We start from the raw sequence: 26103 nt of genomic DNA on the forward strand, positions 1-26103 counted from the left end.
TTCTGATACATGTCTGCGAGAAGCAACGGTTTTCTTGTCTATCCGAAGTGGTTATGATGAGTAAGCCTCAATAATTATAACCCTAAGGAAAAACATGAAACGTTTTTTTTCCCTTGTAGCACTGCTGATGGTTGCTGTTGCGATCACACCGATAGCAGAAGCAAAGAAATTTGGCGGTGGTAAATCGTTTGGTAAAAGCTATAAAACGGCTCCACCTCCCAAACAGCAGACTCAAAAAAATGACACCATTAAGCAAGATCAAGCAGGTAAAGCTGGTTCGACCAAAAAAGGTCTGATGGGCGGATTACTGGGTGGTTTACTCGCTGGTGGTCTACTAGCGGCTTTCTTTGGCGGCGCGTTTGAGGGTATCCAATTTATGGATATTCTGATCTTCGGCCTGATTGCTTTTGTGCTCTTTAAACTGATGCGCGGTATGCTTGGTGCGAAGCAGGGTAGCATGAATCGGCAGCAGCCTGCGTTTGGTGGCGTGAATAACCGGACGGAGTTTGAACAGCCTAACGTGCACAATTTTGAACAACAGCCTCAAGCCACGGGTGGTTTTGGAGCGAATGCACACAGCGATATCCCACATAACTATCCAGCCGGTTTTGATAAGGTAGCTTTCATTAATGGTGCGCGCGAACACTACCGTATTTTGCAAGGTGCTTGGAACCATAACCAACTTGAAACTGTTGAAGAATACGTATCGGCGAGCTTGTTTGAAGATTTAAAACAAGAGCGCGCAAAGCTAAACGGTGAACAGCACACAGATGTGATGTACGTAGACGCTGAAGTCGTTCGCGCCGATTACGATGCAAGTAAAGCGCAGTTGAGTTTGCAGTTTACTGGCCGCTACCGCGATTCCGTGGAAGGCATTGAAGAAGATATTAATGATGTGTGGCATTTAGAGCGTGATTTAACCGTACCTAATGCACCTTGGTTGATTGTCGGCATTCAAGGCTAAGACTTTTCACGATGCATCCAAAACGCCCAAGTTTGTCTTGGGCGTTTTGCTAGGTCACTAAGCTAATTTAGCCGTTGTTTCAAAGGCTTCTAATTTTGAAAGATAAGGTGTTAAATCACCAATATTGTTTTTCACCCAATCGGCACAGTAATAGGTATCTAAATAACGTTCGCCGCTGTCGCATAACAGCGTCACGATGGAGCCTGTTTCACCTCGTTGTTTCATCTCACTGGCAATTTGCAAAACCCCATAAAGATTGGTGCCGGTAGAAGGACCTGCTTTGCGGCCGAGTAGTTTTTCTAACCAATAGATTGTAGCGACACTGGCGGCATCCGCAACGGTGCGCATTTCATCGACTACGCCGGGAATAAAACTTGGTTCAACTCGTGGACGACCAATTCCTTCAATTTTGCTACCACACTGCAAGGTTAAGCTTGGGTCTCGGCTTTTGAAATAATCATGAAATACCGAGTTTTCAGGGTCGACGACGCACAGTTTGGTATTGTGTTTTTGGTAGCGAATAAAGCGGCCTATAGTTGCTGAGGTTCCGCCTGTGCCTGGGCTCATTACAATCCATGTCGGAACGGGGTGATCTTCCATCTGCATTTGGTTAAAAATACTGTCGGCAATATTGCTATTACCACGCCAGTCGGTCGCACGTTCAGCATAAGTGAACTGGTCCATATAATGACCATTCAGTTCTTTAGCTAAGCGGTGTGATTCGGCATAAATTTGATCAGAGCGATCGACTAAATGCGCTTGGCCGCCATAAAGCTCAATCTGCTCAATTTTTTTACGTGCAGTACATTTGGGCATTACAGCAATAAAAGGCAAGCCTAGTAAACGAGCAAAATAAGCTTCTGATACCGCAGTACTGCCCGATGAAGATTCAATGATAGTCGTTTCAGGGCCAACCCAGCCGTTACAGATGGCATACAGAAAAAGAGAACGGGCTAGGCGGTGTTTGAGCGAACCCGTAGGGTGCGTACTTTCATCTTTGAGATAAATATCGACCCCAGCGACACAAGGCAAATCGAGCTTGATCAGATGAGTATCGGCCGAGCGTTGGTAGTCCGCTTCTATTTTTCGAATTGCGTTGTTAATCCATTGATGATCGGTGCACATGGTTCTCTCTCCATCGTTATTGTGAGGGTAATTTACTCTTAATGTGAGAGAAAAGCTTTGCTATGTTGCCTGTCATTTTGTAGTTTTAGAGAAAATTATTCTCTTATTCTGGGGGAGCTATGAAGCTTGATAGAATTGATCGCATGATCCTCTCATTACTGCAACAAGACAGCACTTTGTCGCTAAATGATTTGGCTGAAGCGGTGAACTTAACCACCACACCTTGCTGGAAGCGGTTGAAAAAGCTTGAAGAATCTGGCGTGATTGCGCAGCGAGTTGCCCTGCTTGACCCAGAAAAATTAGATTTGAGTTTTACCGCGTTTGTGTTGATTAAGACCAGCGATCACTCTCACGAATGGTACAGCCATTTTGTCGTGACTGTGTCTGAGTACCCTGAGGTGATGGAGTTCTATCGAATGGCGGGTGAGTACGATTACATGATGAAAGTGTTGGTCAAAGACATGAAGTGTTTTGACCAGTTTTATAAAAAACTGGTCAATGGCGTGAAAGGGATTAATAACGTGACTTCAACCTTTGCAATGGAGTCATTGAAGTACACTACCCAATTGCCTCTGGCATAGCCTGCTCGTCTGAGTCTTTTTATTTGGTGAAGCGCATCACACCTTCTTGCACTGCTGTTGCGACTAAATCTCCTTGGCGGTTGTAAATCTCGCCACGCACTAAACCACGGGTATTGCTGGCCGTAGGGCTTTCTATTGCGTAGAGCAACCATTCATCCATTTTGAATGGGCGGTGGAACCAAATCGAATGATCAATCGTCGCGACTTGAAAGTTAGGTGTCATCAAAGAGACTTTATGAGGATGCAACGCTGTAACTAAAAACCCCCAATCAGACGCGTAACCGAGCAAATATTGATGGATGAGTTGGTTATTTGGCAACTCACCATTAGCGCGTATCCACAGGTACTGTTTTGGCTCCGCTTTTTGTGGTTTGAGCGGGTTAATTACGGTCACTGGACGCATCTCAATCGCTTTTTCGCCACAAAAAACCTTTTTTATTTTTTCAGGTAATAAGTGTGCAATCTGGGCTGCCAGTTCAGATTCAGAGGCAAAATTTTCAGGACCAGGGATGTCAGGCATGGTGTTTTGATGTTCAAAACCGGGCGCTTCACCGTGATAAGAAGCAGTGAGATAGAAAATCGGCCGACCATTCTGAATGGCTTTGACTCGTCTGGTACTGAAACTGCGTCCGTCCCTTAAATTCTCAACATCATAAATGATTGGTTTTTCAGGATCCCCGGGGTAAAGAAAATAGCTATGAAATGAGTGAACAGTGCGGTCGGAATCAACCGTATAGCGAGCCGCCGAGAGTGCTTGGCCAATCACTTGCCCACCATACACTTGTGGCAGACCTAAGTTCTCGCTCTCACCTCGGTATAAACCTTCTTCTAGCTTTTCCAGTTGCAGCAAATCCAATAGTTCATTTAATGGTTTACTCATAGACCCTCACCGAGATTCTTAATGTAATTATTATCATTGTTGACTAAGTCAATATCTTGTTAATACCAAATGGACGACCATGACAGCAGATAAAACCGAACCTATAATCATCACCTATCTAACACCATAACTGAGGTTTTATCCTTATGAAAAAGGCACTGTTGCTGATTATGTCGTCTGTTTTGGGTCTAATGCTTGTGGGTTGCCAGTCAGCGCAAAAACCAACCTCTTCCGAGAACAATATTCAATCTATCATGGGTACGGTTTCGTACCGTGAGCGTATTGCACTGCCGGATAAGGCGCTTGTCACTATCACTTTGCAAGATGTTTCATTGGCTGATGCACCCGCTAAAGTGATCGCAAAACACCGCTTTGAAACTAACGGAATGCAAGTGCCGCTTGAGTTTGACTTGGCATTCGACAACCGAAAAATTGATGCTCGCCACCGTTACAGCGTCAGTGCTCGTATCGAAGTAGATGGAAAACTGCGCTTCATTACGGATACCCATTACGCCGTGATTACTGATGAGAATAACACTAAACGGGTTGATTTGCGTTTGGTTGGTGTTAAACAGTAAAAACAGAAGCAATAAAATAGACGCAATACTATAAAAACAGTAAAACAAGAAATGGTAAAACAGCCCTTTCCCGAGCTAGATAAGCGGGAAAGGCGCTTGACCGAAAGGGGCTTAGGGGCGCCACTGGTATAATCGAAGTTTTATTTTGCCATGCTCGTTCACTTCGACGCCTTCGGCGATCAATTTCTGTCGTTGACGTAATAGATCCTCTCCTTTTAGCGAAATCTCTCCTTTGCTGTTGATCACACGAAACCAAGGTAATCGGCTGTTTTGAGGTAGGTTACCTAATGCTTTTCCAACATGGCGTGCGTAGCCGGGGTATCCTGCTAAACGAGCAATTTCCCCATAGGTTGTCACTTTTCCTGCGGGAATTTGATGTATAACTGCAAAAATCTGCGCTAAAAATTGGTTCATGCTGACAATTCGTCCATACTAGCAGTGTCCTAGTTCGATAGTTACCAAGGAACGGTATAAGGAGAGGGCATGCTATTTTCTACCTTTCAATTTTTAATCACAACCGTGTTGGCTGTGGTTTGTGCAAGAGCCATAGGTTTAAGCGAAGGGGACATCCCCGTGCTGGCCATCGTGATCCCTGCGCTGTGGATTTTACCGCAAGGGGGCGTCGCGGGTGTGTTGTTATTGGCTGCAATGACCGCTTATGGTTTCACTTTATCTTATCAGCCAATCGCTCTTTCTGTCAGTGTTTGGGTGTTGCTGCCTTTGTTGACGGTGGCCTTTTCTAAACGCAGTAGCATGGGTGTTATCTTAGTGAGCACGTTGATCGTACTGACGTTGCAGGTCGGTATCATCGTTACTCAATCGGCTGGGAAATTAGGCGGTACAGGCTGGCTTACTGTTATTCAGACTCTTTCTGTTATCGTTGTTTGGTGGTCGGTTGCGCACTGGAAACCATCCAATAAGCACCGTTGGTGGGCGTTAGGGTTACTGCTACCGCTATGGATGGCCGATTTCTCGTATGCGGTGTTAGTTGCGTTAAGCATTACTGGCATTATGGCGTCGATGGAAAGTTTAACCCAATCCAAACCAGTCGCGGTGAATTGGAATGGTTTGTTATGCTGGACACTTCCAACGGTAGGCTTTGCAAGCTTAGTCGTCTCGCCCACAAGTGATGTACCAAACCCAGTATTCGTGGTTTGGATCTGTTTACTGGCTACTGCTTGGATGACTGATTATCTACTCAAGAGCACCGAAGAGAATACCGAATGACCAGAACACAACTGAATGTAGATTAGAGCATGTTGTGGGTGAAGTTGTGACTTCATTCTTATGCATATATAGAGCATTAGTATATGATGCTCACCTCTCATTACAATAATATAAACGTCATGGTTCGTGCATTTCGGCTAATAGGTCTTTTATGGCTAGCAACGGCGGCACACAGCGTCATCAGTGCTCCCATAATCAACGCTAAAACATATCGAGTAGCGACAGAAGCGGACGATGTTGTCACGCGTATTTTGTTTGATGCCATTGCTTACCAATTTCGCCTTGAGATTGACTATGTTAATTACCCCAGCTTTGATGCGATCTTGACCGCTATCGAACAAGGGGAGAGCGATTTTGCAGCCAATGTGACTTACACCGAACAGCGTGCTCAACGCTTTGATTTCTCTAGTCCTACCAATATTGAATATACCTATGCATTTAGCCACAGCAACGTACAGTTAACCGATCTGGCGAGGGTCGGGGTTCCCAAAGGAACGATTTATGGTGAGCTGATTGCCGCTTATTTTCCTCATATTATACAGATTGAGTATGATGGTGCTCGGCGTGCCAAAGAACTTTTAAGCACGGCTGAAGTCGATGTGGTCGTAGACGCGATTAATCAATTAAAGCCGATGTTGATGGCAGGGCTCGATGCGCAATTGCTTAATGACCAACTGCCTATTCAGCCGGTTGCCATTATTACGCCAAAAGGGCACAACACTTTATTACTCAACAAAATTCAAGAATATGTACACTCAGCGTCGGTACAAAAACTGCTTAGAGAATCAGTACAAAAATACCAATTTGATATCCGCAAGCAGGCGTTGCGTCAATCAGTCATCGATAGCGGCTTAAACGTGCAGCGACCGTTAAAAGTAAAATTGGAGAACATCAGCCAATTTGCTCAGTATCAGCACGATGGTAAAGTGAAAGGAATAAACGCAGACATTGTTTTTAAAGCATGTGACATTCTGTTGCTCAAATGCGAACTGGCCAGCCAGCCAGACGAAACGTGGGAGAGTATGTATGCCGATTTGGTCAATAAACGCATTGATATCCTAGTACCAGTTACCGTCTCTCAACAACGAAAATCCGACGTTTATTTTAGTGACACGTATTACCAGCCTGAAGCCGTCTTGATTAAGCGTGAAAATTACAAAGGCAATGTTTACAGCAATGTGTCGGAATTAATTGTTGAGCGCATCGGCGTGATTAAAGAAGATTTCTTTGAAGAACTGTTAGGAAAAATGCTGCCCAATAAAGTGCTACATGTTTATAAAACTCAAAATGAATTGATCAAAGCCTTGCTCGGTAAGGAGGTCGATTACATCGTTCTAAACCGTGCTAACTTTAACCAAATATTGCGCGAAGCGGATAACTTATTGCCGTTGGAGGAAGATCTATTTATCGGCAGTTTTTACTCGTCTGAGATTGCAATGGGCTTTCCCAAAAATAGCATGGGCGCTTCGCTGGCTCCTTTATTTACTCGTGCTATTAAGATGATTGATACGCAGAAAATCATCAACACCTATGATTATCAACCGAATTGGCGAGCAACGTTAGCGGCCGAGAAAACTTTTTCACGCCACACTCAATGGCTGTTTACGTTGGTATTTGGCTTCTTGTTAGTGGTCGCTTTCTATCTACACTCACAATCTGTTACCGATAATTTAACCAAGCTGCGTAATCGCCGAGCTTTATATCGCCGTTATTCGAGAGGCTTAAACAGCGATCTAACCTTGATTTATTTAGATGTGAATAACTTTAAGCCGATAAACGATAACTATGGTCATGAAGTGGGGGATGAAGTGTTGAAAGCACTTGCCAGCCGTATCGATTCTATTTGGCGTGGTCGTAGTTACCGAATCGGGGGTGATGAGTTTATCCTGATTGGGCAATATAGTGATGAGGAGCTTGAGCCTGTGTTAATGCAGTTAGAGTCCTTTACCTACAGCGATTCTGCTCGAAATTTAAACATAAAAGTCAATGTGGCGATTGGTGTGTCGAATTACAGAGATCATTTCATGAGCCTGGAAGAAGTATTGCACCAAACTGATATTGCCATGTACCAAAGTAAGCACCACGGTAGCGGCCAACGAGATAATACAAAGCCTCTTCTCAAGATAATCAGAAGTTCAAACAAGAGCTAAAATAGTTCACCTATTTTATTGAGTAGAAGAGAAAACAGAAGATTTGTTCAAATGGTGTTCACTTAAAACAAAAAGCTTCCATCCATTGGGATTTCGGCTTGCAATCATTACTATGATGCTTGATAATCGCCGCACTCTTTGGCTAGCAAGCCAAGAAAACAAATCAATGGAGGCTCTGGTCCTCCCGCAACACTAACTTGTGAACTCGGTCAGGCCCGGAAGGGAGCAGCCGCAGCAGGCGACGTGTGTGCCGGGATGTGGCTGGGGCCTCCACCCTTTTTTGTCGCTGACAAACTTTATCCGTACACTCCCGATTTCTTCGTTTCAAAAGCTAATGCAATAATGTTTTATCATATTGCAATCTGAAACATACATTTTGTCCAAAGACATGCTGATTCATTTATAATCAATTATTATTGAAAGTTGATTTATTAATAACTATTGGTTTATGACTATGCTCAATCCTATTTGGTTAAACACTTTTAAAACATTAGTCGATATTGGGCACTTTACTAAAACGGCTGAGTTACTTCATATGACGCAACCCGGGGTAAGCCAGCACATAAATAAACTAGAAGCTGCCTGCGGTTATCCTTTGATAAAGAGATTTAACAAGAAATTTGAGTTAACAATCTATGGGCGGAAAGTTTACGATTATGCTGTCAAACACTTTGAAGAAGAGTTTGAGTTATTACAGAATCTAGCACACGACGAACCTTTCCGTGGTCGCTGTACTATAGGCTGTTCGGGGACTTTCGCGTGGCTGATTTATTCACAATTACTTTCTTTGCAAGTGAGCTATCCAGGCTTATCCATTGAGTTAGAAGCAACGCCAAACCATCGTATATTTGAGCAGATATTGCAGGGGAAACTGGATATAGGTCTAGTGACAAAAGAACCTAACCCTAAATATTTCGCGAGCCGTATTGTTGGTGCGGAGTGTCTTGCTCTTGTATTGCCACTGTCCGCAGACGAAAGCTTGCCTATAAATGACTTGTTAATAGAATTGGGAGTCGTTCGTCATCCAGATTTCGCTCACTACTTCCAAACATATGTCAATCAAGCGAATAATGATTTGCTTCGTCTAGTCGATTTGGAGGATGTTTCGACGCAAAGCTATATTAACCAAGTGCACCAAATATTAGTTCCTATAGCTAAAGGGATTGGTTTTACAGTGGTTCCTCGATGGTGCGTTAACTTGTTCGCGGATAAAGAGCAGCTAAAAATATTCAACATTACCGAAGACATACAAGAACCTGTTTACTTGGTTAGCAAACTTAACTCACCTCTTGCTAGGCGTTATGAGCAAGTCATTGACGTTATTAATCACTCTTTTAAGGCTGTTTGACTTGATTGAACTCCACATAAGCAGATGATATTGGCATTAAAGCTTCATAGCTGACCTTGCAATAGAAACTAAAAAGGGCTGGTTGTGCTACCTGCCCTTGAAATTTTATTAATGCATCACAGATCGACTATTCGTAATCAGAGGCATAAGTTTCTTCGTATGAGTGCGAGTAAAGCTCAAATAGGTTGCCAAATGGGTCTTCTAGATAAACCATTTTAGCGAGCTTGTTATCATCTTCTGGATGGTAACGCATGATATCCATACGCGCTTTACCGCCATATTGTTCAATGCGCTTAATCGCGCCTTCAAAGTCGTCGGTTTGTAGACAGAAGTGGAAGATACCAAGGCGAGAGAAGTCTACTTCGTGACGCTCTTCGCGCTCTTTCATTTCAAACAATTCAACACCAATACCATCAGTTGTTACTAGGTGTGCAATATTGAAACCTTTGAAACCTTCACCAAAAACAGCAATACACATGCGGCCAATCGCTGACTCTCGCTCTTCAATAACTTGTGTATTATTCATAACGATTTTTAAACCCAAAGCTTGAGTGTAGAACTCAACAGCTTTATCCATATCGCCAACCATAATACCGACGTGATTCATTTTCATAATTCGCTCCTAATACCTTTGATTTTTTGGCTTCGTTTCGATAGATCGGAGTATATGGAGATTGATGGATTAAATAAAATTATCATTAATTATAAAAGTGATAAATTATAATTATAATTGAAACGCAAGATGTCACCGTGTTAGAACCAATACAAATGGCGATAGTAGAAAATGATAATTTTCCGTATCTAAGCCAATCCGTGACAGGCTAATTTAGAAAAATCGTTCAGTTCAGATTTGGCCACGCATTTGCGAGTGAGCTGAGTGGTATCGGATATTCAACGGCGCCTCATCCATTGAGTTGAAGAAAAAATCTCTTATTAAGGGATTCTTAAGTTACGTCCGTTATTTTTGTTTACAGAGTAAGCAAAAAGGAAATGCCGATGAAAACCATACGCTCAGCATCTGATCTGCAATTGGCCGTAATTGATCCTTCTCATCCTCGCTGGTTGGAAGCCATACACCTTGTGCGCGAGCGTTATCAGCAAGCGTTTGATGCACGCCTTATTACTTTTATGCCTGCTTATTTAGCTTTGCTTGATCATGACGAAATGAAATCCGTATGTGGTTTTCGCGTAGCGCAGCAAGAGCCTCTATTTCTCGAACAATACCTTGACCAACCTGCCGATGAAATTTTATCGCAGCGTTTTGATTGCCGAGTATCCCGAAGTGCTTTGATTGAATTTGGCCAACTGGCCTCTTTTGGTCGTGGTTTATCGGCGCTGCACTTTACTTTGATCGCTCAACAGCTGGTTGATTTAGGGTATGAATGGTGCGTTTTTACAGCAACGGATCCACTGCATGCTTTGATGCGTCGATTTGGTTTACAACCGACATTGATCGCGAAAGCGTCAGCATCTTGCATTCCTAACGCCAACCAAATTTGGGGCAGTTATTACCAACACAGCCCTCGAATTTTAGCGGGAAATTTGGCGCAGGGGCTGGCGTTGCTCAACCGATTTCATTTAAACCAGAAACAAGCGTGAGGCCTTTGCTATGAACCAAATTTTATCGGCGCTTCATCAACATGCGCAGCAAAAGCCAGATAGCATTGCCTTCATTGGGCACAATGCCAAACAAGAAAAGATAGCGCTGAGCTATCAACAGCTCTTAGAAAAAGTGGAAGCCACAGCACGCACATTGCGCCAGTGGCAGGTACAGCGTATCGCATTAAAAGCTGAAAATAGTTTGGATTGGGTGATCATCGACCTTGCGGCCATGCACGCAAAAATAGTGCTCGTTCCTGTACCTACTTTCTTTAGTAAGGCACAGGTTGAACACTTACTGTATGAATCGGGGGTTGATGTTTGCTTAGGTGATTGGCCAACGCTAGGTGAACCTTTCTCAACGCTCAGCCATCTACCTGCTTTTGTCTATTTGGCGAATCCATCAGCACAGGTGTTGCCTTTGACGCAAAAAATCACCTTTACGTCTGGGTCCACCGGAACGCCGAAAGGGGTGTGTTTGAGTGACGAAAACATGCAAGCGGTCACGCTGGCGATCGCAGAGAAAATGTCCGCGCAAGTTGAGCGTCACCTCGTGATGCTGCCTCTCTCAACCTTGTTAGAAAACATCACGGGTGTGTATGTTCCTTTGGTTCTGGGTGTGACATCGACAGTTGTCTGTGGCAGCGAAGTAGGTTTGACCGGTTCTAGCCAGTTCTGTGGTGCAACGTTCGCACTCGCACTGCAACAGTTTCAGCCGTCAAGCTTGGTGTTAACGCCTGCGCTATTGCTGGCATTAATTGAAGTCGTCAAGCAGAGCCCAGCTCTTGCGCTGCCTTTACGCTGGGTTGCCGTGGGCGGGGCGCGAGTGGCTCCCCAATTAATTGACGCAGCTCGCCAACTCGGCATTCCCGCTTTTGAAGGGTATGGTTTGTCTGAAAGTGCTTCGGTCGTGAGTATGAATACACCCCAACAAAATAAGCCGGGGTCGTGCGGACAGGTGCTGTCTCATCTTCAGGTTTCGCTGGCACAAGATGGCGAATTGTTAGTTAAAGGCAACACGGCTTTGGGGTATTTAGGTGAGCCGTTTAGCCACGAGTGGTTGTCAACTGGCGATATGGCCACAATCGATGATGAGGATTTTTTAACCATAATCGGGCGTAAAAAGAACCTCATCATCACCAGTTTTGGGCGTAACGTGGCCCCTGAATGGATTGAATCTCAAGCATTGGCTTTGATTGCACACCATCGATTTGTGGTGGTGGGCGACGGGCAGGCAGGCCTCACGGCCGTCAGTGACAGTCCTTTACCTGATCTCGTTACGCGCGTGCAACAGCTCAATAGCGTATTGCCCGATTACGCACACATCACGCAGCTTTGGTTGGTGAGCGATATTCACTGCTGGCAAAAGTGGTTGACCGCTAATGGTCGCCCAAAACGCTTAGCTATTGAAAACGCATTGCAAGAGGCTCGCTTGGCGCGCCACACCACTAATCCACAGACGGTTTTTATCTCTATTCCTTCCTTCTATTCAATGGCTGAGGAGCTTTAAAATGAGCAAATTTTTCCATATTTTAAAAACACAAACTGAGCCAGCACAGCAGCAGATGTTGCAAGCTCCGGTATTTGATGCCTGCGCAAGAGGAGAGATCAGCCTAGAGATGTATATTCGTTTTCTCACTCAAGCTTATCACCATGTCAAACATACGGTGCCACTGCTGATGGCATGTGGCAGCCGCTTAGGCGATGAATATGAGTGGGTACGAACGGCGATTGCCGAGTACATCGATGAAGAAAAAGGCCATCAAGAGTGGATCTTGAACGATATTAAAGCGTGCGGTGGTGATGTGGATGCAGTGCGTCATAATGAGGGCGCTGGGCGCGTCAGCGCTTCCATCGAACTCATGGTGGCGTATCTCTATCACCAGATTGATCGCGCTAACCCGTTGAGCTTATTTGGCATGGTGTGGGTACTTGAAGGAACCAGTGTGGGTGTCGGTGGGAATATCGCACGGTTAGTCAAACAGCGTTTGGAGCTTCCTGATGCGGCGATGACTTATCTCACTTCGCACAGCGAACTTGACCAAGGGCACATCCGTTTTTTTGAGTCGTTAATGAACAACATTCAGTGTGTATCCGATCAAGAGGCCATCATCCGCTCTGCAAACATGGTGTTTGATCTGTATGGGCAGATGTTGCGAGAACTACCGCTTCCTTGCGAGTCAATGGTGCATGCAGGTTCGCAAGATTTAGCTTCGCAAGGTGTAAGGTCGCAATATGGATCTTAATCATCGACATGTTTTACTCACCGGCGCTTCCGGTGGTATCGGGCAACGCATTGCATTGCTGCTTGCTAAGCAAGGAGTCAGTCTAGTTCTGGTGGCTCGTGATGGTCAAAAACTCGAGCAACTTCGGCAAACGCTGCCCATGCCTGAGAAGCATCTGATTTTGAGTGCAGATTTAAGCACAGAGTCAGGAATAGAGCAGATCAACACCTTCATTCAGCGCTTTTTTATGGGCCAGAAACGAATCAGTGTGGTGATCAATAATGCGGGCATTAACCAGTTTCGCTTATTAGCCAGACGAACCGCAGTTTCAGTGCAACAGGAGCTGCATTTGAATTTACTTGCTCCGATGCAACTGACTCAATCGGCGATACATTGGTTGAATAAACCGGGGATTATTTTAAATATTGGCTCAAGTTTAGGGGCTATTGGTTACCCAGGTTATGCCACGTACTGCGCTACCAAAGCAGGGTTGCACCGTTTTAGTGAAGCGATGCAGCGTGAGCTTGAGGGGACGGGTATCAAGGTACTTTACCTAGCGCCGCGAGCGACCAATACCGAGCTGAATAATGACACGGTGAACCAGTTTAACCAAGCCGTAGGCAATCACTGTGATGAGCCAGAGGTTGTTGCCCAGCATGTGCTTAGTATGCTCGAAAGCGAATCAACAACTCGCTGGATTGGCTGGCCTGAAAAAGTGTTGGTGCGATTAAATCAACTATGGCCAGCAGTGATTTCGTCGGCAATTAAAAAGCAGCAAGCAACCATTCTTGCCTTTTTAAACCGTTAAAGCGTGATAATTCAAGGAGAACAACATATGAAAACTGTGTTTAAATGGGTCAGTGCATTGGTCATCTTTGCGGTAAGCACGACACCCGCTTTGCGATCACCCCTTTAGCTCAGGTTCAATCTGATTGGGCCAAATGCCAATACAAAATGAAGTCGAGCGATGATCAAGAACGTTGTTTTGAACGTGTCATTATGCGTAACACCTTAGAGATGCAATCAAGTAACAGCCCAGAACTCAAAGTGTGGCTTGCCATCAATAAATCCTCATTAGCGGGCGTAAAAGGTGGGTTGGGTGCGCTATCTTTAGTGAAAGAGGCGAAATTATTGTACGAAGAGGTTATCGATCAAGCGCCTAATACCTTAGATGGCTCGGCTTTCACAAGTTTAGGCACCTTATATTACAAAGTGCCCGGCTGGCCAGTGGCTTTTGGCGATGACGTTAAAGCGGAAGAGTTGCTGCAAAGAGCACTGCTGATTAACCCGACAGGAATTGATGCCAACTATTTTTACGGTGATTTTCTTGCCGAGCAGGGCAGAACCGATGAAGCAAGAAAGTACCTGTTGCAAGCACAACAAGCACCAGCAAGGCCACAAAGAGCGATTGCCGATGCTGGGCGTCAGCAAGAAATTGCTCTTTTGTTGGAGAATTTAAAATAACGTATGCGTTTATTATTAGTCGAAGATGACAAACAACTGGGCGAGTCAATGCAGGTGGCGTTGACTCGCCAAGGTTATACGGTGGATTGGCTAGAAAAAGGTGGCGGCGTGGCGTGTGCGCTCAAAACTGAACAGTTTTCGGCGGTGATCTTGGATTTAACCTTACCGGATATGGATGGTCTTGAGGTGTTGCGCGGCATTAGAAACGCCGGTTATTCGCTGCCTGTAATGATCCTAACGGCGCGTGATGATATTAGCGATCGCGTCAAAGGGTTAGATGGTGGAGCCGATGAATACATTGGCAAACCCTTTGCGCTAGAAGAGCTATTGGCACGTTTACGGCTTATCATTCGTCGCAGCTCGGGCAGCGCCGAGGCTCTGATTTCGATTGGTGATCTGAGCCTCTCTCTTTCCAAACAGGAGATTGAATATCGTCAGCAACCCCTCAAACTGACGCGCAATGAATATAAAATTCTCGCCAGTTTGATCACTCAAGCAGGGCGAGTGATGAGCAAAGAGCTATTGCAACAAGCGCTTCATGGCTGGGACGAAGGCAGCAGTGACAACGCTATCGAAGTTCACATTCATAACTTGCGTAAAAAAATGCCAGAAAATGTCATCAAAAATATCCGTGGTGTGGGGTATATGATTGAAAAATAAAAAAGTCTTTTCGATTAAACGTCGTTTAACACAGTCGGCTGTATGGTTAAGCGGTAGTTTACTGCTTATTTCTCTCTACTTCAGTTTTTCTACGGCACATCATGAAATTGGAGAAGTCTACGATGCGCGCTTAGGTCAATCGGCAAAATTACTGTTGATGGCGACTTCTGTCTCTATAAAAGAAGGAGACAATGCCGATCTTCATCAACAGTTTGATCAGTGGATGCAAAGCATTGAACGTCTTTCGCAAGCCAACAAGGAGATGGCAACGCAGTATGGTCACCCTTATGAGCGGTACATTCTGTTTCAGTTTTATCGAGATGGTCAGTTGATGTACAGCTCTGATAGCCAGCAACCCGCCTTTAGCACTAATGCCAGCAACGATGGATTTGGCAGCGTCACCATTGATGGCCAAACATGGCGTTATTTTCAATTGGCGCAACCTCATCCTGATCGCGGCTCTGAATACATTCTCGTTGCGGAAAAACAGAGTATTCGTGATGAAATGGTCAATGAAATTGCACTGTCGACCGCATTGCCGCAATTGATCCTGATCCCATGCGTTATCTTGGTGTTGGTGATGCTTATTGGCCGAAGTTTTAAACCACTGCAAGAGCTAAAATCGGCGATTGCCATTCGCAGTGTCCACAAGTTGGATCGCATTTACGTTACAGAACAAACCACTGAACTTTCACCATTAGTGGAGACACTCAACCAACTGTTGGCTCAATTAGAATTGGCTTGGCAGCGAGAAAAACGCTTCACACGCATGGCTGCTCATGAACTTAAAACACCACTAACGGTATTGAGATTAAATGCCGAAAACGCCATGCTCAGCCAGAATGAGCAGCAACTGAAATATGATCTGGACATGATTCTTAAGGGTATTGAGCGTACTGACCGCCTTATTCATCAGTTGTTGATGTTAGCCAAAGTCGAAAGCACTCTGGAGTTGTCATCACAAACGGTCGATCTCTCAGTCTCTATTAAGCAAGTTATCGCAGACCTTGCGCCGTTAGCGTTAAAGCACGACCAACAATTGAGCTTTGAAGGGCAGAGTTTGTCGGTTCAAGGCGACGAGCTATTACTCGGCGTGTTGTTTAAAAACTTAATCGATAATGCGATGCGCTATTCTGGCGTACACAGTCACATTGATATTACGTTGCATGGCGATGATCAGTTTATTCAAGTGAATGTGACTGATAGCGGCCCCAACATCACGAACGAAGCCCGAGAAAAAATATTTGATAACTTTTATCGAGCTAACAGTGAAAAAGGCGATGGGGCAGGGCTTGGAATGTCGATTTGCCGTGATATCGCCGCGCTGCATAATGCCACCGTCGAGTTGCTGCCAAGATACAACGACAGCAACATCTTCAGGGTTTGTTTTCATCTAAGTTAACGGATCTCTTCTGTTTTTATCCATACTCTTTAGCGGCATGGCGCAAAAATATCTTGCGCTTTCTCGTATGCATTGGTTGATACATCCATAATGCCAAGTAAAGAGTGAAAGAGATTACTGTGAGCATAGGGCTGAGTGGCTGTTTGACGTAAACAGGTTTGATTCACGCCTTTCGTACGGGCGAATTCGTCAGATAACCAGACTAAAAGCGGTACTTGAGTTTGATAATCGGGTGCTAGGCTGTACGGCATACCATGTAAGAATAGTCCATTTTCTCCCAGCGATTCCCCATGGTCGGAGACATAAATCAATGCGGTGTTGTATTGAGCTTGCAGTGACTTTAGCTTTTCAATCAGCTGCGCCAAAACAAAATCTGTGTAACGAATAGTGTTGTCGTAAGTATTCACTATCTGCTCAACGCTGCAATTTTCAATATCCGCTCTTGGGCAATCAGGTTGATATTTCGCCATGTCTTTAGGATAGCGCTTAAAGTAGGTTGGTCCGTGACTTCCAATAATGTGCATGAAAATCATTCGGTTACCAGTTTGGTTGGCAATTTCTTCATCTAAGTTGTCTAGCATTGTGACGTCATAACAAGTGCTGCCGTCACATCGGCCTTCTCGCGCAGTTTTATCCAGCTCTTTCTGCGGAATATTTTTCGCGACGCCTTTATCGCCTCCATCATTTTCTTTCCATAAGAGGTCGACGCCTGCGCGCTGCAAGATATCGAGGACGTTGTCTTGGTTATCCGCTTTGGTACGATCAAAATTATGACGATCCATATTGGAAAATAAACAAGGTACAGAGACCGCTGTCGCAGTACCACAAGAGGCGACATCACTGAAAAATATAGGCTGATAAGGCGCGGTATAAGCATTGGTATCACGTGTGTAGCCGTAGTATTGGTAATTTTGTGCACGAGCCGTTTCTCCTAGCACAAATAAGACTAAGGTTGGTTTTTCTGCATCACGGCTATGGGTAGTTTTCGGTTGCTGCTGCGCATCAGCGCCGATAATTTGATACACCACGGGCTCGGTAAAATAGCGATCTTTCACAAGACCATAAGCGCTATAGACAAAGTGAGTGGGGATGATCATTTTCTTGAGGTAACTATTGTTGCGTCCAACCGACGAATAGTTCTGATAATACAGCGCCGCAATAATGACGATGCCGAGTAAAGAGAGCAATATTGATAGCGCTTTATAGCCTAAAAAGCGGGAAATGGATTTTTCTACTTTAAGTGGCGAAAGCAGTAATAGAACGGCAGGGAGGATGCCCAACGCTGAGATCCAGACAATGGAATAGAGACTGACATAAGAGCCTGCCTCACTGCTATTGGTTTCAACGACATTGATCAACATGTCTCGGTCGACAATCGTGCCGTAATTGTAACTCGCATAACTCACCACAGCAGAAAGGATGAGTAAGACCGCAAAAAAAGGTTTTAGAAAATAAGGCCACGAAAACAGTTGGAAAATAACGTTCAGCGCCAAAAAGAAAAAAATCGGTATTGAGAACGCAAACCCCCAATTGAACTGCTCAGCAGCCGAAAAAATCTGTGCCAATTTGGCATAAATAGGGATGTTGAGTACCAAGCTGAAATAGAGAGCAAGCAACAAGGTAATACTTGCGTATGAGAAGCGAGGATTTTTCATTGTGGGTTCCATAACATACCGTGTGATGAGAAGACGTTATGGAACTTATAAAGATCTTTTCTTAATAAAGGCTTAAGAAATTCAATCGTTAGAATGAGATGAGTTTTTGGTAGTTACTTATCTTAGTACCTTGCGCACCTTGTCGAATGCTAAAAGTGATGGCGTAAATACTATTGCCGTTCGTCTTTAGGAGAGTCCATCACCACCATGGTGGTGATCGATTTCACCGTTAAGCACTCACCAAGCACATCGGCGTGAAAACGTTTATAGGCGCTGAGATCTTTGCTTTCGACACGCAGCAAATATTCGTTCATCCCGGTAATGTTGTGGCATTCGACCACCTCCTTGGCGTAGCGCACATGTTCTTCGAAACTGAGCTGCGCTTTTTTAGTATGGCTGTTTAAGCCAATTGCCACATAAGCGACAAACCCGACATCAAGTTGGGTTTTATTTAAGACCGCTCGATAGCCTTTAATGATCTGCTTACGCTCAAGATCCTGCACGCGGCGCAACGTGGCGGAGGGCGATAAGCCGATGCGTTCGGCTAGCTCGACATTCGAGACTCGGCCATCAAGTTGTAGCTCTTGCAATATTCTTTCGTCAAATCTGTCCATGGCTTATTTTTATTGCTCAATATTGGTGGTATTGACCAATATAAGCACAATATTGCCAGCCGATACCATTATTATTTGTTCATCATTATTAAATAGAGAAAGAAGATGGATTACACACAATGGTGGCCACTGGTGGCTTTTGCTTTTGTTTCGACCTTTTCGCCGGGTCCAAACAACATCATGCTGATGACATCTGGTGCAAATGTGGGCTTTATGCGCACTATTCCGCACATGCTTGGTGTAACGTTTGGTTTTAGCATTATGGTGCTATTGGTTGGTGTTGGGTTAACGGGTTTATTCCATCGTTATCCTATGTTGCAACAAGGCTTGCAAATTGCCTGCACCATTTATTTGGTCTATTTGGCGATAAAAATTGCGCTGAGTAATCCTTCGCAGGGAGAGAAGCAGTATCAACCGATGTCATTTGTTTCGGCTGTACTGTTTCAATGGGTCAACCCCAAAGGTTGGTCGATGGCGCTGACTGCGGTGAGTGTATTTAACCAAAGTGCGAGCTGGGCGCAGTTAATGCTGATTTCATTGGTGTTTGCTTTGGTGAACATTCCATCGGTCAGTGTTTGGACTGCGGCGGGTAAACAGTTGAGCCACTGGATGAATCACCCAAGTTATGTCCGCTGGTTTAACGGCGCGATGGGCGCGTTGCTGCTACTGTCCGTTGTTCCTATGTTGTAGAGATTTGGTGAGACGTTGCTGTGTGGGAGCATTATCAACGCAGCAAAAGAAAGTGGGTACTGAGCGACCCACTTTGTTTATCTAGTTTGCCTGATATTAACCGTTCGCTATATTGCCCATAAAATTAACGCCAATATTTGCGGTGAGAGTATGCGTAGGCACATTACTAGCGGATAGACAGTGGCGTATGCTAACGCAGAAGCGCCGCTGCTTTCGTGCAGCGCATTTGCAAAAGCAAGAGCGGGTGGATCGGTCATCGAGCCTGCTAGCATGCCACAGATAGTGAGATAGTTAATATGGCCTAAAACACGAGCCAGTATTCCAACAGTGATCAATGGAATACCCGTGATTAACATGCCGTAGCCCATCCAACTGACGCCATCGCCTTGCACTAAGGTTTCAACAAAATTACCCCCAGATTTTAACCCGACTACGGCTAAAAACAGCACAATACCAATTTCTCGTAGAGCAAGGTTCGCGCTGGGCGGCATAAACCAATACATTTTGCCAATGCTGCCGATACGCGCCAAAACAAGTGCGACAATCAGCGGTCCTCCAGCTAAGCCGAGCTTAATGGCGGCGGGGAATCCCGGTAGATAAAACGGAATAGATCCGAGTAATACCCCAAGTCCAATCCCAACGAAGACTGGTAGCATCTGCACATGCTGTAATTTTTGGTGCGCGTTGCCGACCATACCACTGACCGCTTCAATCGCTTCTTGACGCCCGACTAAATTGAGAATGTCGCCAAACTGCAAGGTAGATTGACTGGTTGGGATAAGCTCAACCCCGGCACGGTTTAAACGCGAAACGACGACGTCGTATTTCTCTTTTAAATCCAGATCGCGCAGCTTTTTACCAAGCACAATCTCGTTGGTGACGACTAAGCGCTGTACTCGCAGCTCCGTGCCGCGTGTCGAAAGTGATGCATCGACCTCTTCGCCAATCACCAAGCGTGCTTTTTCTAACGCTTTTTTATCGCCGACCAGATGAAGCAAATCATTCACTTCAACTCGTGAATCGGGTTTGGGTACGGAAAGGTGTTCACCACGTTTGAGGCGCGAGCACACAATATCGCCATCACTGAGCGCGGGAATGTCTTTTAAGAGCAGGCCATTTAAGTTGGGGTTTTTAATCGCAACGTTAATGGTGTGTAAGCTCTCTTTTTTGTGGCCGTTGTGGATCTCAAACTCTTCGGCTTCGGCGTCAACACTGACACGAAAGGCAATTCTGAGCAGCCACATGGTAAGCAAAATACCGCATATGCCAAAGGGGTAAGCAATCGCATAACCCATACCCGTCAGGTCAAGCATGTTCTCTTGGCCACCTAACTCAGTCAGGATTTGTTGCCCCGCGCCTAATGATGGCGTATTGGTGACTGCACCGGAGAATACACCAAGAATAACGGGTAAAGGCACATCAAACAGATAGTAAAGCGCAACCGTCACCACACAGCCCAGCAACACAATGAGTGCGGCAAAGGCGTTGAGTTTTAGTCCTGAGCTTCGAAGTGAAGAGAAAAAACCGGGTCCGACTTGTATACCAATGGTGTACACAAATAGGATAAGGCCGAACTCTTGAATAAAATGCAACGTATTGTAGTCAAGAACCACACCCCACATGCCTGTAAAGTGGCCGACGAGAATGCCGCCAAACAGCACCCCGCCGATCCCTAAACCAACACCGTAGACGCGCCAATTCCCTATCCACAAACCCAGCACAGCTACCAGCGAGAGAATGCTGATAGAAAGTGCAATGTCACTCATGATGAGTCTCCTGAACAATTAAAAAACGGCTGGTGGGCAAGCTTAATGAACGGCAGGGGTAGGCGTAAGAACTCGGTTAGTGGTTATGTCTACAGCTGGAGGGTTCAAATACGGCATTGAGAAGTCACCTAGTGAAATGAACTCTCGATGTCGTTTTGTGGTTGCCCTGAACTTATGACCAGTAATACTGCAACGAGCTATAAATGTTAACTATAGAGATGCAAATTTGTGCACCGGAACGAATATTAAATTTCTCAGATAAGTGATTGTTAGATAAGAGTTAATAAAATCACACTTCCCAAAAAGCTAGCCTTATTTTTTCTTATGTTAAGAAAGTGTTGGTTTGTTTAGTCTGTACTCTTTTCACTAGTGATATTCGTTTGGTTTCGTCCGGTGTTTTTCGCTTGATAGAGCATGTTGTCAGCCAATTTAATTAACTGCTCTGGTGAATGGGAACCTTCTAGGTCGACTGCGCCTCCAATGCTGATGGTTAAAAAACCGTTTTCAGCCGCTGGGTGGTCTATACACAGTGCTTTGATTTTATCTTGAACAAGGTTAGCAACGTACCAAATACCTTCTTGGTCCGTCTCAGGAAGAATCATAGCGAATTCTTCACCACCATACCGTGCAGCGATGTCGGTTGGTCTTCGACAACATTGGTGCAAAGTAGTGGCGACTTTTTTTAAACAATCATCACCTTCAAGGTGGCCAAATGTGTCGTTGTATTGTTTAAAATAATCAATATCGATCAGCAATAACGAGAGAGGCTGTTTTTTTCGGTAAGCTTGCGCTAAGTGAGACTTTAAGTGTTGATCGAAATAGCGGCGATTATTAAGACCGGTAAGGCCGTCTAAATATGCCAATGATCTCAGTAGGTCTGCTTGGTGCTTTAGGGTTAAATGAGCCTTGATTCTGTTTTTTAACGTATTGATATTAAATTGTTTTTTTAGAAAATCAACACCGCCTGCTTCCCAACATGCATCTTGGTCTTCTTGGGCGGTTAATCCGGTAATAAAAATAACAGGTATATCAGCGATCGTAGGGTCATTTTTGATCAAGCGGCAGGTTTGTAAGCCATCCATTTCTGGCATGATGACATCGAGTAGCACCAAATCGGGCTGACTTTCTTTGCAAACGTTGATGGCTTGCGTTCCAGATGTCGCCATCAATATCTGATAGTCATCTTTCAATAATTGATATATGAGCTGAATATTAGTCGGCTGATCATCAACGATGAGTACTGTGAAGTCAGTTTTCTTACTGAAGTTTAGTAAACCGTAATTAGATAGCATCGGAAAACTCTTTGTTTTTCATGATTTCTTTTAGTATTGCAGTTGCTTGTTCAAACGCCAAACTTTGTACTTGTTCTGCAAGTTGTTTTGTTAACTTTTCATCAATCATATTTAATTGTGCTGAGATTTCTTCAAATAATGTCGTCGCTTCCATATTTGAAGTGTTGAAACATCTCCCGAGCATGAGCAGTTTTTCTCTAAATATAGCTTTATCCATGGCAACTGGTGTTGTAGTCGTTAGTTGCTCGTTGCTGAGTAAATTCATCAATGATCTGAGTTGTGATTGGGCAAATAGTACGTCAGCCAGTAAGCTACTATTTCTTCTCATCGTCTCTGTGGTTGCTATTGAACATTCGAGCTCAGCTTTTGCTAACTTTTCCGACAATTGTGTAAGTCCACAGCTTTCTGAACCACTTTTTAAACTGTGGTAGATACGCAATGCGACATCAGTGGCAATTTCAGTAGATTGCAGTTGTGATATAGCATCTTGCATATCAATGACAAATTGATTGATTACTTTTAGATAAACGGATAAATCGCCGATTCGATTTATCGCTTGATTGAGTTTAATACCATGTTTGTCTGCATATTCTTGAGCTGGTGTCGATATTTTTTGATTATGGGTAGCCACCACTTGTTGTTTTGCTGGGAGCGTTTTTTGAGTTACGAAGTGTTGAATTTTTTTAACCACATCATTGATATCGAAAGGTTTCGCAATATGGTCATTCATACCTGCAGCTAAACAGGTGGCTTTATCTTCAGGGCGAGCATTAGCTGTCATTGCTAATATTGGAAGTTGATGAAACTTCATCTCTTGTCGGATCTTACGAGTCGTTTCATAACCATCCATACCGGGCATTTGAATATCCATCAGTACTAGGGAAAACTGCTGATTTTGCAGTATATCTAGTGCTTTAAAGCCGTCCTCAGCTTCGATAATTGTTGCGCCACGTTCGCTGAGTAATTCGGTTGCGACCAAGCGATTGGTCGGATTATCTTCAACCAGCAATATACTGATACCAGATAAGCTATCGTTTGAATTTATTCGATGGAATGTTTCTGCAAATACTGCATCTTTACTTTGCAGTACATTGATAATGGTTTGTTTGATTAGCTCTGGCGTTACTGGCTTTATCAGCACGGTTTCTAAAAGTTCATGGGTGTCTTCTAAATGTTTGTCGAGAATTTCTAGGCCAAAAGCCGTAATCATGATGACTAAAGGTATTTTTTTGAGATTTTTCTGGTTTTTGATGGATCGAGTAAGAGCCAAGCCATCCATATCAGGAAGTTTCCAGTCAACAAATGCGAGATCAATTACTTCGTTTTGTTGAGCTAAGTTGTGTAGTTGTGCTAAAGCTTCATCGGCGTTGGGCGCAGCAAACACTTGGCAGCCTAGTTTTTGGAGTATGTCTTGAAGAATTAAACGTGCGGTTTCATTATCTTCTACCACTAATATGTTTAAACCCTGTGTAAGATGCGAGTAAATGTCATTACAAACAGGCGCGAAGTTTAATGTAGTGGTGAACGCAAATTCACTCCCCTTACCAAGTTGGCTGGTTACGCTAATGTCACCTTTCATCAGGCTCACTAGCCGTTTTACGATCGATAAACCTAATCCTGTACCGCCATACTTTCGGCTAATTGACGACTCAGCCTGGCTAAATCCATTAAAGATAATTGCTTTCTGTTCTTGGGTCATCCCGATACCAGTGTCTGACACTTTAAAAAGCAAGGTGCAATTATTTTCTGATATTTTCTGTGTTTCTATGGATATTTTTATTTCACCTGCATCAGTAAATTTAATGGCATTACCGGCTAAATTTAATAATATTTGTCGTAAGCGTAGGCTGTCACCGATCAAGATGGTTGGAACATCAGGCGCAACATCATAAATGATCTCGATGGCTTTCTCTTGAAGGCTTGACGACAGTAGTATCCCCGTTTCTTGTAACAGATCTGGAAGTGAAAATGAAGATTGCTCTAATTCAAGCTTTCCTGCTTCCACTTTAGAAAAGTCTAAAATATCGTTTAAAAGAACGAGTAGAGACTTGGCTGCACTTTGTGTTTTACTTAAGTAGTCGATCTGCTGGCTACTTAAATCGGTATTGAGAGTTATCTGTAATAACCCCAAAATAGCGTTCATTGGGGTTCGAATTTCATGGCTCATGTTCGCTAAAAAATCAGACTTAGCTCGGTTTGCGTACTCCGCTTGCTCTTTGGCTTCCGCGAGTTCTTTCTCTTTTTGTAGCTGTTCCGTTAAGTCATAAGCAATACCTAAGAAGCCGACTAACTGACCGTGGTCATCTATTAATCCACCGACATAAAGTTTAACCGGAATGTGTTGGCCGTTTTTACTGATGTAAGTCCAATGATTAATATCGGATTTGCCTAATTTTGCTTTAGCGACAAAGGCATCAAACCCGACTTCTACGGTTTCTCCTAGCTCTAACGACAGATCTTTTGCTCGTCGAACGACCTCTTCGGGTAAGTGGAATATAGCTGGTGTTTTTTTTCCCACCAGTTCACTGGCACTGTAGCCGATCAGTTTTTCTGCAGAGGGGTTAAATATAGTGATTAATCCATCTAGATCCGTCGCGATAATAGCGTAACCCGCACTGCTCAAAATGCTGCGCTGTAGAGCATTCGCTTGCGAAATCTCCTCTGTTCTTTGGTTGACTAATTTTTCTAGTTGAAGATTGGTTTCTGTCAGTACGGCTTCCCTTGCTTGAGCGATCTCTATTTTGTGTTTGGCTAACTGATCTCGACGAGAACGCATCATTTGAATGATAAAAACAGTCAACATAAGCAATAATGTGGCCGTTAAGATCTCTTGATAAGTTTGGTTGTAAGTATCTAATGGTAGAGATTCGATAAACTTGTTGGTAGCAATCAGATTGAGTGCCCATTGACGTCCAAACAAATCAATGGTTTGAGTTACTTGATAAGGGGTTCTATCTTGAATTGAGCCGCGGGTGAAAAAATGTTTTGAATCACCGTCATTGATGTCACTTATGGTTAGAATAACATCGTCATTGAGGCCAGCCACAGCACTTAACACTTCATCTATCAAAATAGGTGCATAACTCCAGCCTACCAGCTTGCTTAATCGTTCTTCCACAGAAGAGGAATCCGCTATTTTATTGGTGTTGTACACTGGCATTAGTATTAGAAACCCTTGTAGTGCCTTTTTGTTGGCTTGCACAAGAGTTATAGGAGCAGTGAGACGTACCGAGTTATTTTTGGCTGCATCTAAAGCTGCTGCACGACGCATAGCCTCTGAACCAATGTCTAAGCCGACCGCTTGTTTATTACGCTCTTCTGGTTCAATGTATTGGATGACAAACAAGCTACTATTATGCTCTGAAAGTGAGCGAATATTGAAGGTTTTGTCCGGCCTGTCTAGGCGAGCTTGCTCAAGGAACATTTCTTTTTGCTGTGGTTCAACAAAGCGGATAAATCCAAAGCCACGAGCACCTGGAAATTCTTTGGGATAGTCACGAGTCTGGGTATAGCGAAACATTTGCTCATAATCAAATGCATCGGCACCGGCAGTCATTACCGCACCTCTAAAGCCACGTATCCCGTATTGATATAGCGTAACCTTTTCTGATACCCCATTACTAATCTGCTGTAATCGAGCAGATAAATCATGTTGTATATGCTCAATTCGCTCTGTCTGATGCAGTTGATTAAAATGACTTGCGGTAAATAAACCAAAGATAAGAATAATCAAAGGCAGCCAAAGTGCATTTAAGATTGTCTTATTTAACTTTAAAGCAGCTTTCGGGCGTGCTTCTTGCGATAGATCCATTACCTTTCCCTGCTAATTACATGCTTTTTATCGCATTATTACTTGTTTTGATGTTTTTTAAGATACCTATAA

Annotated in this window: 23 protein-coding genes and 1 other RNA gene; 15 read left to right on the forward strand and 9 right to left on the reverse strand. The window is 44.1% G+C overall.

Annotated features, from left to right (window positions below):
* Positions 1 to 94 precede the first annotated feature (94 nt).
* Positions 95 to 964: a Tim44 domain-containing protein gene (locus AACQ75_RS12200; protein ID WP_170888721.1), complete on the forward strand. Its 870-nt coding sequence runs from the start codon at positions 95 to 97 to the stop codon at positions 962 to 964.
* Positions 965 to 1021: 57 nt separating this feature from the next.
* On the opposite strand, the gene AACQ75_RS12205 is transcribed toward AACQ75_RS12200, so the two are convergent.
* Complete coding sequence (locus tag AACQ75_RS12205; protein ID WP_017045283.1) at positions 1022 to 2089, reverse strand: PLP-dependent cysteine synthase family protein; 1068 nt, start codon at positions 2087 to 2089, stop codon at positions 1022 to 1024.
* Between the two features lie 119 nt (positions 2090 to 2208).
* On the opposite strand from AACQ75_RS12205, the gene AACQ75_RS12210 reads away from it, so the two are divergent.
* Complete coding sequence (locus tag AACQ75_RS12210) at positions 2209 to 2670, forward strand: Lrp/AsnC family transcriptional regulator (RefSeq protein WP_170888722.1); 462 nt, start codon at positions 2209 to 2211, stop codon at positions 2668 to 2670.
* A 19-nt stretch (positions 2671 to 2689) separates the two neighbouring features.
* Here AACQ75_RS12210 and tesB read toward each other — a convergent pair whose 3' ends face one another.
* Positions 2690 to 3550 (reverse strand): acyl-CoA thioesterase II, encoded by an 861-nt coding sequence (tesB, locus tag AACQ75_RS12215; protein ID WP_013856442.1) that lies wholly within the window; start codon positions 3548 to 3550, stop codon positions 2690 to 2692.
* A 146-nt stretch (positions 3551 to 3696) separates the two neighbouring features.
* Between tesB and AACQ75_RS12220 the strand changes: the two genes are divergently transcribed.
* Complete coding sequence (locus tag AACQ75_RS12220; RefSeq protein WP_170888723.1) at positions 3697 to 4128, forward strand: YbaY family lipoprotein; 432 nt, start codon at positions 3697 to 3699, stop codon at positions 4126 to 4128.
* Positions 4129 to 4239: 111 nt separating this feature from the next.
* On the opposite strand, the gene AACQ75_RS12225 is transcribed toward AACQ75_RS12220, so the two are convergent.
* Complete coding sequence (locus AACQ75_RS12225; RefSeq protein ID WP_013856444.1) at positions 4240 to 4542, reverse strand: MGMT family protein; 303 nt, start codon at positions 4540 to 4542, stop codon at positions 4240 to 4242.
* Between the two features lie 69 nt (positions 4543 to 4611).
* On the opposite strand from AACQ75_RS12225, the gene AACQ75_RS12230 reads away from it, so the two are divergent.
* From AACQ75_RS12230 to AACQ75_RS12245, 4 genes are all read left to right on the forward strand, one after another.
* A complete protein-coding gene (locus AACQ75_RS12230) occupies positions 4612 to 5355 on the forward strand; it encodes a hypothetical protein (protein ID WP_013856445.1) in 744 nt (247 codons plus the stop codon).
* Between the two features lie 83 nt (positions 5356 to 5438).
* Positions 5439 to 7505, forward strand: a complete 2067-nt coding sequence (locus tag AACQ75_RS12235) for a GGDEF domain-containing protein (RefSeq protein WP_170888724.1) — start codon at positions 5439 to 5441, stop codon at positions 7503 to 7505.
* Positions 7506 to 7678: 173 nt separating this feature from the next.
* Positions 7679 to 7775, forward strand: an RNA gene (gene ffs, locus AACQ75_RS12240) — signal recognition particle sRNA small type.
* A gap of 178 nt (positions 7776 to 7953) precedes the next feature.
* Positions 7954 to 8853, forward strand: a complete 900-nt coding sequence (locus AACQ75_RS12245) for a LysR family transcriptional regulator (RefSeq protein ID WP_170888725.1) — start codon at positions 7954 to 7956, stop codon at positions 8851 to 8853.
* A 127-nt stretch (positions 8854 to 8980) separates the two neighbouring features.
* Here the strand turns inward: AACQ75_RS12245 and AACQ75_RS12250 are convergent, their stop codons facing one another.
* On the reverse strand, positions 8981 to 9466 hold the full coding sequence (locus tag AACQ75_RS12250) for a VOC family protein (protein ID WP_047687889.1): 486 nt from the start codon (positions 9464 to 9466) through the stop codon (positions 8981 to 8983).
* A gap of 377 nt (positions 9467 to 9843) precedes the next feature.
* Here AACQ75_RS12250 and AACQ75_RS12255 point away from each other — a divergent pair, with 377 nt between their 5' ends.
* The 7 genes from AACQ75_RS12255 to AACQ75_RS12285 are packed head-to-tail and all read left to right on the forward strand — an operon-like array spanning position 9844 to position 16203.
* A complete protein-coding gene (locus tag AACQ75_RS12255) occupies positions 9844 to 10452 on the forward strand; it encodes a thermostable hemolysin (RefSeq protein ID WP_013856449.1) in 609 nt (202 codons plus the stop codon).
* A gap of 10 nt (positions 10453 to 10462) precedes the next feature.
* On the forward strand, positions 10463 to 11962 hold the full coding sequence (locus tag AACQ75_RS12260) for an AMP-binding protein (protein ID WP_170888726.1): 1500 nt from the start codon (positions 10463 to 10465) through the stop codon (positions 11960 to 11962).
* 1 nt (position 11963) lies between these two features.
* On the forward strand, positions 11964 to 12698 hold the full coding sequence (locus AACQ75_RS12265; RefSeq protein ID WP_013856451.1) for a TenA family transcriptional regulator: 735 nt from the start codon (positions 11964 to 11966) through the stop codon (positions 12696 to 12698).
* Positions 12688 to 13485: an SDR family oxidoreductase gene (locus tag AACQ75_RS12270; protein ID WP_088732703.1), complete on the forward strand. Its 798-nt coding sequence runs from the start codon at positions 12688 to 12690 to the stop codon at positions 13483 to 13485. Before AACQ75_RS12265 ends, AACQ75_RS12270 begins: the two co-directional genes overlap by 11 nt.
* 44 nt (positions 13486 to 13529) lie before the next feature.
* Positions 13530 to 14141, forward strand: a complete 612-nt coding sequence (locus tag AACQ75_RS12275; protein ID WP_170888727.1) for a tetratricopeptide repeat protein — start codon at positions 13530 to 13532, stop codon at positions 14139 to 14141.
* 3 nt (positions 14142 to 14144) lie between these two features.
* Positions 14145 to 14801, forward strand: coding sequence for a response regulator (locus AACQ75_RS12280; RefSeq protein ID WP_013856454.1), 657 nt, complete (start codon positions 14145 to 14147; stop codon positions 14799 to 14801).
* Positions 14791 to 16203 carry an ATP-binding protein gene (locus tag AACQ75_RS12285; protein ID WP_445285786.1) on the forward strand — a complete coding sequence of 471 codons (1413 nt, stop codon included), beginning with the start codon at positions 14791 to 14793 and terminating at the stop codon, positions 16201 to 16203. Before AACQ75_RS12280 ends, AACQ75_RS12285 begins: the two co-directional genes overlap by 11 nt.
* 29 nt (positions 16204 to 16232) lie before the next feature.
* On the opposite strand, the gene AACQ75_RS12290 is transcribed toward AACQ75_RS12285, so the two are convergent.
* Both AACQ75_RS12290 and AACQ75_RS12295 read right to left on the reverse strand, forming a co-directional pair.
* Positions 16233 to 17870 carry a phosphoethanolamine transferase gene (locus AACQ75_RS12290; protein WP_170888728.1) on the reverse strand — a complete coding sequence of 546 codons (1638 nt, stop codon included), beginning with the start codon at positions 17868 to 17870 and terminating at the stop codon, positions 16233 to 16235.
* A 158-nt stretch (positions 17871 to 18028) separates the two neighbouring features.
* Positions 18029 to 18472: an Lrp/AsnC family transcriptional regulator gene (locus AACQ75_RS12295; protein WP_019280913.1), complete on the reverse strand. Its 444-nt coding sequence runs from the start codon at positions 18470 to 18472 to the stop codon at positions 18029 to 18031.
* Between the two features lie 105 nt (positions 18473 to 18577).
* On the opposite strand from AACQ75_RS12295, the gene AACQ75_RS12300 reads away from it, so the two are divergent.
* Positions 18578 to 19162: a LysE family translocator gene (locus AACQ75_RS12300; protein WP_013856459.1), complete on the forward strand. Its 585-nt coding sequence runs from the start codon at positions 18578 to 18580 to the stop codon at positions 19160 to 19162.
* A 107-nt stretch (positions 19163 to 19269) separates the two neighbouring features.
* Here the strand turns inward: AACQ75_RS12300 and AACQ75_RS12305 are convergent, their stop codons facing one another.
* The 3 genes from AACQ75_RS12305 to AACQ75_RS12315 form a co-directional block, all read right to left on the reverse strand.
* Positions 19270 to 20928, reverse strand: a complete 1659-nt coding sequence (locus AACQ75_RS12305; protein WP_026027818.1) for a putative transporter — start codon at positions 20926 to 20928, stop codon at positions 19270 to 19272.
* A 347-nt stretch (positions 20929 to 21275) separates the two neighbouring features.
* Positions 21276 to 22220 (reverse strand): diguanylate cyclase domain-containing protein, encoded by a 945-nt coding sequence (locus AACQ75_RS12310; protein ID WP_170888729.1) that lies wholly within the window; start codon positions 22218 to 22220, stop codon positions 21276 to 21278.
* Positions 22210 to 26031 (reverse strand): PAS domain-containing hybrid sensor histidine kinase/response regulator, encoded by a 3822-nt coding sequence (locus AACQ75_RS12315; RefSeq protein WP_170888730.1) that lies wholly within the window; start codon positions 26029 to 26031, stop codon positions 22210 to 22212. The genes AACQ75_RS12310 and AACQ75_RS12315 overlap by 11 nt, the downstream gene beginning before the upstream one ends.
* Positions 26032 to 26103 lie beyond the last annotated feature (72 nt).

The sequence above is a fragment of the Vibrio sp. B1-2 genome (genome assembly GCF_963888445.1).
In the GTDB taxonomy this organism is placed as follows: domain Bacteria; phylum Pseudomonadota; class Gammaproteobacteria; order Enterobacterales; family Vibrionaceae; genus Vibrio; species Vibrio anguillarum.

Coding starts and splice junctions, on each gene's coding strand:
- AACQ75_RS12315 (WP_170888730.1), bottom strand. CDS start 26,031: ATGGATCTATCGCAAGAAGCACGCCCGAAAGCTGCTTTAAAGTTAAAT.
- AACQ75_RS12230 (WP_013856445.1), top strand. CDS start 4,612: ATGCTATTTTCTACCTTTCAATTTTTAATCACAACCGTGTTGGCTGTG.
- AACQ75_RS12245 (WP_170888725.1), top strand. CDS start 7,954: ATGACTATGCTCAATCCTATTTGGTTAAACACTTTTAAAACATTAGTC.
- AACQ75_RS12260 (WP_170888726.1), top strand. CDS start 10,463: ATGAACCAAATTTTATCGGCGCTTCATCAACATGCGCAGCAAAAGCCA.
- AACQ75_RS12205 (WP_017045283.1), bottom strand. CDS start 2,089: ATGTGCACCGATCATCAATGGATTAACAACGCAATTCGAAAAATAGAA.
- tesB (WP_013856442.1), bottom strand. CDS start 3,550: ATGAGTAAACCATTAAATGAACTATTGGATTTGCTGCAACTGGAAAAG.
- AACQ75_RS12295 (WP_019280913.1), bottom strand. CDS start 18,472: ATGGACAGATTTGACGAAAGAATATTGCAAGAGCTACAACTTGATGGC.
- AACQ75_RS12310 (WP_170888729.1), bottom strand. CDS start 22,220: ATGCTATCTAATTACGGTTTACTAAACTTCAGTAAGAAAACTGACTTC.
- AACQ75_RS12210 (WP_170888722.1), top strand. CDS start 2,209: ATGAAGCTTGATAGAATTGATCGCATGATCCTCTCATTACTGCAACAA.
- AACQ75_RS12220 (WP_170888723.1), top strand. CDS start 3,697: ATGAAAAAGGCACTGTTGCTGATTATGTCGTCTGTTTTGGGTCTAATG.
- AACQ75_RS12275 (WP_170888727.1), top strand. CDS start 13,530: ATGGGTCAGTGCATTGGTCATCTTTGCGGTAAGCACGACACCCGCTTT.
- AACQ75_RS12250 (WP_047687889.1), bottom strand. CDS start 9,466: ATGAAAATGAATCACGTCGGTATTATGGTTGGCGATATGGATAAAGCT.
- AACQ75_RS12255 (WP_013856449.1), top strand. CDS start 9,844: ATGCCGATGAAAACCATACGCTCAGCATCTGATCTGCAATTGGCCGTA.
- AACQ75_RS12200 (WP_170888721.1), top strand. CDS start 95: ATGAAACGTTTTTTTTCCCTTGTAGCACTGCTGATGGTTGCTGTTGCG.
- AACQ75_RS12235 (WP_170888724.1), top strand. CDS start 5,439: ATGATGCTCACCTCTCATTACAATAATATAAACGTCATGGTTCGTGCA.
- AACQ75_RS12300 (WP_013856459.1), top strand. CDS start 18,578: ATGGATTACACACAATGGTGGCCACTGGTGGCTTTTGCTTTTGTTTCG.
- AACQ75_RS12305 (WP_026027818.1), bottom strand. CDS start 20,928: ATGAGTGACATTGCACTTTCTATCAGCATTCTCTCGCTGGTAGCTGTG.
- AACQ75_RS12225 (WP_013856444.1), bottom strand. CDS start 4,542: ATGAACCAATTTTTAGCGCAGATTTTTGCAGTTATACATCAAATTCCC.
- AACQ75_RS12265 (WP_013856451.1), top strand. CDS start 11,964: ATGAGCAAATTTTTCCATATTTTAAAAACACAAACTGAGCCAGCACAG.
- AACQ75_RS12280 (WP_013856454.1), top strand. CDS start 14,145: ATGCGTTTATTATTAGTCGAAGATGACAAACAACTGGGCGAGTCAATG.
- AACQ75_RS12290 (WP_170888728.1), bottom strand. CDS start 17,870: ATGGAACCCACAATGAAAAATCCTCGCTTCTCATACGCAAGTATTACC.
- AACQ75_RS12270 (WP_088732703.1), top strand. CDS start 12,688: ATGGATCTTAATCATCGACATGTTTTACTCACCGGCGCTTCCGGTGGT.